Here is a 10626-nt window from a genome sequence, read left to right as displayed (position 1 = left end):
CTGATAAAGCAGCATCTAGCGCGGTGGAAAAAGCCACTGACGCTGTTAATAAGGCTGTTGATGCAGTGAAGAAAGCGCCTGAAGCAGCCGATAAAGCAGCATCTGATGCGGCGGAAAAAGCCACTGATGCTGTTGATAAGGCAACTGATGCTGTTAAAGAAGCGCCTGAAGCAGCCGATAAAGCAGCATCTGATGTGATAGAAAAAGCCACTGACGCTGTTAATAAGGCTGTTGATGCTGTGAAGGAAGCACCTGAAGCAGCTGATAAAGCAGCATCTGATGTGATAGAAAAAGCCACTGACGCTGTTGATAAGGCTGTTGATGCTGTGAAGAAAGCACCTGAAGCAGCCGATAAAGCAGCATCTGATGCGGTAGAAAAAGCCACTGACGCTGTTAATAAGGCTGATGATGCTGTGAAGGAAGCACCTGAAGCAGCTAATCAAGCAGCATCTGATGTGATAGAAAAAGCCACCGACGCTGTTAATAAGGCTGTTGATGCTGTGAAGGAAGCACCTGAAGCAGCTGATAAAGCAGTATCTGATGCGGTGGAAAAAGCCACTGACGCCGTTAATAAGGCTGTTGATGCAGTGAAAGAAGCACCTGAAGCAGCTGATAAAGCAGCATCTGATGTGGTGGAAAAAGCTACTAGTGTTGCGGAGCACCAAGGGATTATTTTAGAGAATCAACAGGCTTTATTTAAAGATTATGATTTAGATAAGCTTTTGCATAAGATACGAATGGTGCTTGAGCATAACAGTTTAAAAAATGTTAACAAGCAGTTTCACGAGCTTTTTGATACAGAAGCCTCTTCTGTTTATTCTTGTTCTTTTGAAAAGTCTGCTGTAGATGAAAAATCTCAGACTGTAAAAGAAGAGATGGAGCAGGACTATAGTACAGGTGACCAGACAAAGGTTGCTGCTGTGGAAGCTAAGGTGGAGAGCCATGACCATGAAAACAGTCAACCTTTTAACAAAGCGCATGAAGTAAGTGCTCCAATTGAAGCACATCAGAGTGACAATCTTTCTTCTTCTAAAGCTTTGTATAAGGAAGGGTATGATTTTATTCGTTCTGCTAACTATGTTGATGCTGAAAAAAGCTTTTGCGCTTTTCAAAATCGTTACAAAAAAGATTCTTTGAGTGATGATGCTTTATTTTGGTTGGCCGAATCTTTGTTGGGGCAAAAACGCTATCATGAAGCAGCACAAGTTTATCTTACCGCATGGTATGCAGATAAAAAGAAGCTCTATACCTCCGAGATTTTACTGAAATTAGCAAGAAGTATGGTCGCTCTTGAGCCAAATAAAGACGATTGTGCTCATTTTGTGAAAAAATCAAAACGTCAACAAACATTAGCATCTGTTTTTTGTAAACCTGCAAAATAAACAGCGAGGTCGTTTTCGGTGTGCGTTAGACTGGCAAGAAATCTCTTTAAAACATCGGATTTTATTCAATGTCAGAAGTTGATTCTTGCCGTCTCAGGGGGAAGTGATTCTTTGGCTTTGATGTTTTTGGTCAAAGAGCATTTGGAAACACTCGTATTTCCTCCAGAAATGATTGTTGTCACGGTTGATCATCAATTGCGTAAAGAATCGATGCGTGAAGCAGAAACTGTTGCGAAAATTTGTCGTGTCCATGATATTCAACATATCACTGTGCGATGGGAAGGCGAAAAGCCAAAGACGCATATTGCTTCCAGCGCGCGTGTTGCACGCTATGATCTCTTGGTTAAAGAAGCACAAAAACAAGGCGCATCACTTATTATGACGGGGCATACACTCAATGATCAGGTTGAGACCTATCATATGCGGTATCAACGTCTCCAAAAGAATAGAGGTGCTTTATATAGTGAAGCTGTTGCCATGTGCGATGAGGTTTATGCCAGTGGTTTTGCTGGTGCTTTGCGCGGTGAAGCCGAGGGTATACGTGATGAGGATCATACCAGAAAAACAAAAAAAAATATTGCCGAAAAAAACTATGGTCCCCTTTATGAGCGCGGTTTATCCTGTATTCCGCGTGAGGCGTTGTTGCATAGAAAAGTGCGTTTGATTCGGCCACTCCTTGGTGTAAAACGCCAAACATTACGGAATTATTTACGCTTACAAGGACAAACATGGATTGATGATCCAACCAATGAAGATCGCAATTTTGAACGTGTGCGCGTGCGTCAATCTCTTTCTCCACAAAAATTGGCTTATATTGCTCAAAAAATAAATGAAGCCGCATTGCAGCGTCGTCAACAAGCTAAAAATATTGCTGATTTGATCTTAGCGCTGGATATTACTGTCCAACATGGGCGTTGTTTCATAGAAAAGCCTGCGCTGTTTTTACAGAAACATTCCAGTTTTCCTTTTGTGGTGGGGCTCTTTGCTGTGCTGATGGGAGGGGGATTTTATTTGCTCCCCAATCAGAAATTAAGCATGCTTGTTCAAAAACTCTGTCTTGATTCTCCAGAAAAGCGGCGTTTTACTTATGCGGGCTCTGTTATTGAATATAACAAGCAGGGAATTTCTTTGTGGCGTGAAGGGCGAAATATGAAAGAGGCTATTGTTGAGCCAGATAAAACTTTTATATGGGATGGGCGCTATCATATCACAAATCATGGATATGAGGCTATAAAGGTTGGAGCCGCAAATTTAGAACAGCTGAAATTTTTATTAAAAAATAGCGATTTTGAGCTTGAAAAGCCTCATTTTCCCTCTTTACAATCGCTGCTGATGATCTCAAATCATAAAGGGTATGATATTCCAGAGTTGATTTCTCAAGCAGTTGTTCATAAACATGTTATCGTCAAGCGAATTATGGCACCTTTCGATTGGCTTTCCTCACGAGAAGATGCTGCCTTGGTGAATGTTGTGGAACCTTTTTTTAATATTGAGGTGAAAAGATAAAGGAAAATTACTCTAAAAGAAAATAAACAGCTTCTCATCCCTTGGCAAGGGGCTGACAAGGTTATATGTTAAGGGGAACTGTTTGAAATCTATATTTGATTAAGTGGGCTGAATATGAATTCCAATTACCGCTCTCTCCTTATTTGGGGAGTTATTGCATTGATTTTGATTGTGTCGTTTTCTCTCTTTAATGGAGATAGCCAACGTTCTGGTGGTGGAGAAGTCTCCTATTCTGAATTTTTGCAAAAAGTTGAGAATAATGAGTTGAAATCTGTGACCATTCAAGGTCAAAAATTAACAGGAAAAACCATTGAACATAGAGCTATTTCAACCTATGCTCCTCGCGATCCAGGTTTGATACAAAAATTGGAAAGTAAAAACGTCAATGTTAAAGCTATTCCTGAAAGCTCTGGAAATAGCATTTTCCTCAATCTCCTCTTTTCCTTGTTACCTGTTATTATTATCGTGGGGGCGTGGGTCTTTTTTATGCGGCAAATGCAAAATGGATCACGCGGTGCAATGGGATTTGGGAAATCGAAAGCAAGATTGCTTAATGAAGCGCAAGGACGTATTACCTTTAAAGATGTTGCTGGCGTTGAAGAAGCAAAGCAAGATCTTCAAGAAATTGTTGAATTTTTACGCGAACCACAAAAATTTCAACGCTTAGGGGGGCGTATCCCACGCGGTGTTTTGCTTGTTGGTCCTCCAGGAACCGGTAAAACTTTGCTAGCACGTTCTGTGGCCGGTGAAGCCAATGTGCCATTCTTTACCATTTCAGGGTCTGATTTTGTTGAAATGTTTGTTGGTGTTGGGGCAAGCCGTGTGCGCGATATGTTCGAACAGGCTAAAAAAAAATGCACCTTGTATTATCTTTATTGATGAAATCGATGCTGTTGGGCGCCATCGGGGGGCTGGTCTTGGCGGTGGAAACGATGAACGTGAACAGACCTTAAACCAGTTGCTTGTCGAAATGGATGGGTTTGAGCCCAATGAAAGTATTATTCTTATTGCTGCAACAAACCGTCCCGATGTGCTTGATCCCGCTTTGTTAAGACCAGGGCGCTTCGACCGACAAGTTGTTGTGCCAAACCCTGATGTTTCTGGGCGTGAACAAATCTTGAAAGTGCATGTGCGCAACGTGCCTTTAGCGCCTAACGTTGATTTGAAAATTTTGGCAAGGGGAACACCAGGATTTTCCGGTGCGGACCTGATGAATCTGGTCAATGAAGCTGCTCTTATGGCTGCAAGCCGTAATAAAAGAGTTGTCACGATGCAAGAATTCGAAGATGCCAAAGATAAGGTGATGATGGGGGCGGAACGTCGTTCAACCGCTATGACACAAGAGGAAAAAGAACTCACTGCCTATCATGAAGCAGGACATGCTATTGTGGCTCTTAATGTGCCGGTTGCTGATCCTGTCCACAAAGCAACAATCGTTCCAAGGGGAAGAGCATTGGGAATGGTGATGCAATTGCCTGAAGGCGATCGCTATTCTATGAGTTATCGGTGGATGATTTCTCGTCTGGCCATTATGATGGGTGGACGTGTGGCTGAAGAATTAAAGTTTGGAAAGGAAAATATCACATCTGGTGCTTCTTCTGATATTGAACAAGCAACGAAATTAGCTCGCGCGATGATCACACGGTGGGGATTTTCTGATCTGCTTGGAAATGTAGCTTATGGCGATAACCAAGATGAAGTCTTTTTGGGTCATTCTGTTGCGCGAACACAAAATGTCTCTGAAGAAACAGCGCGCATGATTGATATGGAAGTGCGTAAGCTTATTGATGATGCCTATAAAAATGCGACAAACATTTTGAAAACAAAAAGAAAAGAATGGTTTGCTTTGGCACAAGGTTTGTTGGAATATGAGACTTTAACGGGAGCTGAAATTAACGAAGTTATTGCAGGAAAGCCTCCTTCACGCACACAGAAAGATGAGGGTGCTGCGCCACGGGGGTCTTCTGTTCCAAAAACTGGAAAAATGAAGACAGAGACAACAGTGGTAGATGAAAAAAGCGCTGAAGCAGCCCCTAAAACAGTGCTTCATAAAGCAGAGACAGATAAAGGCGAGGTAGGCAAAGCAGAGGCAGCTGTTGGGAAAAAAACAGCAAAATCCGGTAATGTTGAGCCTAAGGAGGCTCAGTCTAAAGAAGTGCAATCGGATGAGACTGAGAAAAAAGCGCAAAGCACAAAAGGCACCACAAAATCAGTCAACCGCTCTAAAAGTAATGCTGAAAAGAAGTCCAATACTGCGGGACATGATAAAGAAAAATAAGAATTATTTAATATCGCTTGAGTGACGATGTTTTAGGAAAACTTCTAATTTTTTTGAGAAAGGCGCAAGTTTTGTTTGCGCCTTTCTTGTAATATTTGCAAAAATATGGAAGCAAAAAATTAAGCAAAGCCGTTGTATTATGACGGCTTTAGCATGCTACAAGGCGAGGTGGACTGTTGCTTTTCTAATGTGGTAGGGTTGTGAGGTTAGGCGATAGATTTCCTTGCTGATTTTGTAGGGTATGAGGTTTGGTGCTGGGTTTCTTTACGGATTTAGCAAGTGTGTGAGATTATCCGTTGGTTGTATTAAAGGGGTGTATAGAGCATTTTGAGGAGATAATATTGCTTTTATGTGGAAGGGTGTAAACATAATTGCTTGAGAGTGGTTTAGATGTGTAGATGGTGAATAGGGGGCTTGATTGTTTAAATGCATGAAGGTTTAGATCAATGATCTGATTTTATACGGGGAGCGGGGGGACTATTGTACCAAGGGGGCTTGTTAGGGGTTTAAGGAAAAGCCAAGGGAAGAATTATATATTAAAGGAAAGAGGCATGGTGCAAAAATATTTTGGTACAGATGGAATTCGGGGGAAAGCCAATTCATTTCCTATGACACCCGATTTTGCCATGAAGGTGGGGATGGCTGTAGGGGTTTTATTTCGCTCACAACATCAATCTCATCGTGTGGTGATTGGCAAGGATACACGATTATCTGGTTATATGTTGGAAAACGCTTTGGTTTCAGGATTGACTGCTGCGGGGATGGAAGCTTTTTTATTGGGTCCAGTGCCAACCCCTGCTGTTGCAATGCTTTGCCGCTCTTTGCGAGCGGATCTTGGGGTGATGATTTCTGCTTCTCATAATCCGTTCTATGATAATGGAATTAAACTTTTTGGTCCTGATGGTTTTAAACTTTCAGATGATATGGAAGCCAAAATTGAACAATTGATCGATACAGATCTTTCAAAATCTTTAGCAAGTTCTGCCGAAATTGGTTATGCAAAACGGGTTGAGGGGGATATTTATCGTTATATTGAATATGCCAAACGAACTTTGCCGCGTGATGTTCGCTTAGATACTGTGCGTATTGTTGTGGATTGTGCCAATGGGGCTGCTTATAAAGCGGCTCCCCGTGCTTTATGGGAATTGGGGGCTGAGGTTTTTGCTATTCATGATGAACCCAATGGGACCAATATTAATCAAAAATGTGGATCAACCGATTTAAGCTCTTTAAAACGAAAAGTGCATGAAGTGCGTGCTGATGTGGGGATTGCTCTTGATGGAGATGGAGATCGTGTTCTCATTGTGGATGAAAAAGCACAAACGGTTGATGGAGATCAGTTGATTGCTGTAATTGCTGAAAATTGGCATAAAATGGGACGATTACGGTGCAATGGTGTTGTCACAACGATTATGTCAAATCTTGGACTAGAGCGTTTCTTGAATAGCAAAGGGTTGCACCTTGTAAGGACAAAAGTTGGAGATCGTTATGTTGTCGATGCCATGCGCCAAAAGGGATATAATGTTGGTGGTGAGGCTTCTGGCCATATCGTGCTTAGTGATTTTGGTACCACGGGTGATGGCTTGGTGGCTGCATTGCAGATTTTAGCTTGTATGAAGGAAAGTCAAAGCCCTATGAGCCAATTGTGTAAACGGTTTGAACCTGTACCGCAAATTTTAAAAAATGTAACGATTAAAAATAAAAATATCTTGAAAAAAAATCCCGTCAAAGCGGCCATTGATCAAGCAGAGAAGCGGTTGGGAAAAGAGGCACGGCTGGTGATCCGCGCTTCTGGAACGGAGCCGGTTATCCGCCTTATGGCTGAAGGCGATGCACGAGAAGTATTGGACACTGTCGTGACAGAGTTGATGGATATTATTATTCATCATGATGTACGCATGGGGACTGCACTTGAGGAATCTTGAATTTTTTGAGAAAATTATCAGATCATCTTTGAATAAAGGTCTGATTTTAATGCGGGATTTTGGCAATTACAAAAGGTATGATTATTAACTCTGTTAGTGATGTAATAACGGTAATGGATACTCTATCTACGAACAAATTAAATAAAAAAGGGAAAAGTCTAATTCTAATAACTACAATGCGTATAGATTTCTCTATAGTTCGTAAAATATGAAAAATATGCCTTTTTTTGATTTTCCTTTTTCTTTTACTTATTCGTAAACCGGTTATTAGTTTAACAGAGTTTGTAGGGGGTTATTAGTGTTATTCATTCTTTTTACTCGATATACAGCGGGTGCAGCGCCTCATGAACATCAAACAGCAATGGTCATTGTGGTTATATCATCTTGATGTTTCTAAGTGCCGCTGCCAATTGGAGATATGATACGCTCCTATTACGTTTAGCTCCTCCTAATTATGAACTTATACTTTTCCAATAATTAGTAGAATAATGAGAAAGAGATGAGAATGAGTAATTTTTTCACGACAGTTCTAATGTTTATAAAGTAAAAAAAGCCGTGTGATGTAAAAATAATGAACATTTTTTGTATCTTGGAAGGGTACACTCTATATTCATTTACAATTTTAAGATTTAAACATAAAAGGATTGAAGCCTTCTATAATACTGGTACGACTGAAGGGATTAGAACCGCCCATGCTCAAAAATTAAAGCGTATTCTAAGTGCTCTTGAAGGAGATGTATCGCCAAAAGATTTGAGTTATCCATCCTTTTAATTACATCTGCTAAAGGGTGATTTCAAGGATTATTAGTCAATTACTGTAAATGGAAATTGTTGCGTAATATTTCGCTTTGATAGCATAGATGTGGAAATGGTTGATTATCTGGATTGTCATCAAAAAGCAGGTCTAAACAATGATGAAGAATCCTTCACATCTCGGTGAATTATTGCGAGAAGATGTGATCAAAGAGCTTGGTTTATCCGTTAATGAAGCAGCAGAGTAGCTTGGTATATCTCGTGTAGCACTTTCTAGAGTTTTAAATGGAAAAGCCGCTATGAGTGCTAATCTTGCTATTAGGCTTGAAATGTCTGGTGTAAGCACAGCACGTGCTTGGCTTGCTATGCAAACAAATTATGATCTATCAAAAAAAAATCCTTAACAACAGTCCCATGATCAAGATTGCATAAAAGAGTTTCAAATGGCAGTTAAGTTTTTGCAACAGAAACGTATACAAGAGCTAAATCATGCGTATGAGCGTACAAGGTCAAAAGATGTAACGCGGGTAAGACAAGGAATAAAATCTTGTTTCTATAGTCTGTTTGGCTATAATAAATGTAAGCAAATGAGGGTTTTAATATGTTGAGTGAAGAGGAACTTAAGCTGCGTCGCCTCTATGCTGAAAATGCATTGGCAAGCCAACGTTTAGAGGGATTAGAGCCAGATCCGCTGGTTGTTGCACAAATGGAGCGTGTTATTATTGGAGAGCTTGAAACAAGTGATATCCTCAAAGATTATATGGAGAGGGTAAAACGTGGAGAAGTATAAGGGGAGCGGTGATTCTTATACTGATCCTGAAACTGGTGTGATGTATAATCGGCTTGGTATTAAAGACAAAGCCACACTGCAACGTGTAGAATCTACGATTTCTTATGTAAAATCTTTCGAATTTGTACATACTCCTATTGGTGGTAAGTTTGATCTGAATTACATGAAAGAGATTCATAGAAGACTGTTTGGTGACATATATGAATGGGCGGGACAAGTTCGTTTAGTGGATATTGCCAAAGGCAATAGTATGTTTGCTAGTTATAATCAGATTGAAAGTTATGCACCGAAGATTACGCAAAAGCTTGCAAAAGAACAGTATCTGCGTGGTCTTGGCGCTTATGACTTTAGCCAAAGGGCTGGGTATTACATGGGCGAATTGAATGCGTTGCATCCGTTTCGAGAGGGGAATGGGCGTACTCAGCGTGAATTTATGGTGCAACTGGCTCGTGAAGCTGGTTATCATATCAACTGGAAGGGTATTGAGCGACAAGAAATGACACGTGCGTCAATTGAAGCACATTTTGGTAATTCAGAATATCTATCTGCACTCATCTATAAGAACCTTATCAAGTTTACAGAAAATAAAAGGGATGATGTTTCTCAAGGTATTGGCAAAAATATTGCTTTTGGCGTTTATCTTAATAAAGAGTGCTTGGAACAACAAAAAGAGAAGATTGAAACTCCTTGGGATAGAGAAAAGACAAGTTTTGCTAAACGTCAAAAAGAAGAACTTGAACAATTACAAAATGATTTGAATGTTGTTGCAAAAGCAACAGAACGAGAGCCATACCTTGCTGCTTATATAGATAATTCTAATCTAGAACAGAAGGTGCTAAGCGCTCTTAGAAATAAAAAATCTTACATTGATGTGTTTAAGGAGTTAAACAGTCATTTAGCATCTATTTATAGAGATCCACAAGAGGCTGCGTTTAGGATTGAGCAAACGATTTTAGCAGGTAAAGGCGATAAACTTCCTGATATTTTGGATAGGGCACCTGATAGAGCGGGCGAACTGCGTGGATCAGATCGTTTTATCGATAAATTGAAGGCTACAGGAAAAGAACGAAAAGAAGCGCTTTATCATGTTCCTCTTGCTATTTCTTCTATTAAACTGCTTCAATCCTTTTATGAGAATTCTTATGAGACACATATGGATAGTGTTACACGGGAGCGTGAGCGATTGAAAGTTGAGGTTCCGTCACTTTCACAAGAAGCAGTGACTTTTATGAAAAATGTTGAAGCTGGTTGTGATAGTTATTCAAAGATACCAGAGCAGGTTAATCAAGAGTTTTTAAAGCTACAAAGTGTTTTAGATAAACGTTTTGGACATGATGCCATTCATAAATATGGTTTTGATTTATCAAAAGCAATCCCCAAAGAACAGTCTTATAATAAAGAACGCATAAAAGAGTTTCAAATGGCAGTTAAGTTTTTGCAACAGAGACAACAGGAGAAAATCAACGCAATAGCGCGTGCAAGATCAATAGATATGATACGGTAAGGGCAAGGATAAAGCCTTATGCTGTATAAGCCCTATTAAGCCATACGGTAAAAGAGAGGTAATCAAAGGAGGTGTTTAATATGGGTGTGACAAAAGATGTTGTATGTGCCTGCATAGATAGGGCGTTAAAAAAAATCCGGTGAAATATTAGCAAGTTTAGGACTTACGGTGTCTGATTTCATCCGTATTGCTTTGACAAAAGTTGTTGATGAAAGAGGATTGCCGTTTGATATGTATATTCTTCATGAGAAAACGCTTAAAACTTTTGAGAAAAGTGATAAGGGTTAAGAGAAGTGACAAGGGTTAAGAGATATAGCTGAAGATAGGTAAGATTTGTTTTGTCATTTGGATATTTGATATTTCTGATCATTCACTTCAAGTTAGCTTTTCATTTACAGCGTTATCGTTATGGGTGTTTCCGTATATTGAATGATGTATGCAAACCGTGATTGAAATGGCAGCTTATTGAACTTCTGTGAAAGAAGAAG

The 10626-nt window shown here is 40.0% G+C and carries 5 protein-coding genes and 3 pseudogenes; all 8 read left to right on the top strand.

The features are described from left to right. A pseudogene (locus tag ACFIMM_RS03320) lies at positions 1–1382 on the top strand (tol-pal system protein); the annotation flags it as partial. Between the two features lie 18 nt (positions 1383–1400). Beyond that, positions 1401–2888 (top strand): tRNA lysidine(34) synthetase TilS, encoded by a 1488-nt coding sequence (gene tilS, locus ACFIMM_RS03315; protein ID WP_375682634.1) that lies wholly within the window; start codon positions 1401–1403, stop codon positions 2886–2888. 114 nt (positions 2889–3002) lie between these two features. Continuing rightward, a pseudogene (gene ftsH / locus ACFIMM_RS03310) lies at positions 3003–5166 on the top strand (ATP-dependent zinc metalloprotease FtsH). 551 nt (positions 5167–5717) lie between these two features. Next, complete coding sequence (gene glmM / locus ACFIMM_RS03305) at positions 5718–7091, top strand: phosphoglucosamine mutase (protein ID WP_375668265.1); 1374 nt, start codon at positions 5718–5720, stop codon at positions 7089–7091. Positions 7092–8002: 911 nt separating this feature from the next. Continuing rightward, positions 8003–8248: pseudogene (locus ACFIMM_RS03300) on the top strand (HigA family addiction module antitoxin). A 197-nt stretch (positions 8249–8445) separates the two neighbouring features. Then, on the top strand, positions 8446–8634 hold the full coding sequence (locus tag ACFIMM_RS03295; protein ID WP_375638282.1) for an antitoxin VbhA family protein: 189 nt from the start codon (positions 8446–8448) through the stop codon (positions 8632–8634). Then, positions 8621–10138 (top strand): type II toxin-antitoxin system protein adenylyltransferase VbhT, encoded by a 1518-nt coding sequence (gene vbhT, locus ACFIMM_RS03290; RefSeq protein ID WP_375682632.1) that lies wholly within the window; start codon positions 8621–8623, stop codon positions 10136–10138. The genes ACFIMM_RS03295 and vbhT overlap by 14 nt, the downstream gene beginning before the upstream one ends. A 168-nt stretch (positions 10139–10306) precedes the next feature. Continuing rightward, positions 10307–10426, top strand: coding sequence for a type II toxin-antitoxin system RelB/DinJ family antitoxin (locus tag ACFIMM_RS03285; RefSeq protein WP_375638284.1), 120 nt, complete (start codon positions 10307–10309; stop codon positions 10424–10426). The last annotated feature ends 200 nt before the right edge of the window (positions 10427–10626 follow it).

Origin of the sequence: Bartonella sp. AP258QHHD (assembly GCF_042196145.1) — a bacterium.
Classification (GTDB): domain Bacteria; phylum Pseudomonadota; class Alphaproteobacteria; order Rhizobiales; family Rhizobiaceae; genus Bartonella.
Note: the sequence above shows the minus strand (reverse complement) of the source record. Positions and strands in the feature narration are given on the sequence as shown.

What these genes read in the sequence shown, in the direction of transcription:
- ACFIMM_RS03295 (WP_375638282.1), top strand. Translation starts at nt 8,446, where the DNA reads ATGTTGAGTGAAGAGGAACTTAAGCTGCGTCGCCTCTATGCTGAAAAT.
- glmM (WP_375668265.1), top strand. Translation starts at nt 5,718, where the DNA reads ATGGTGCAAAAATATTTTGGTACAGATGGAATTCGGGGGAAAGCCAAT.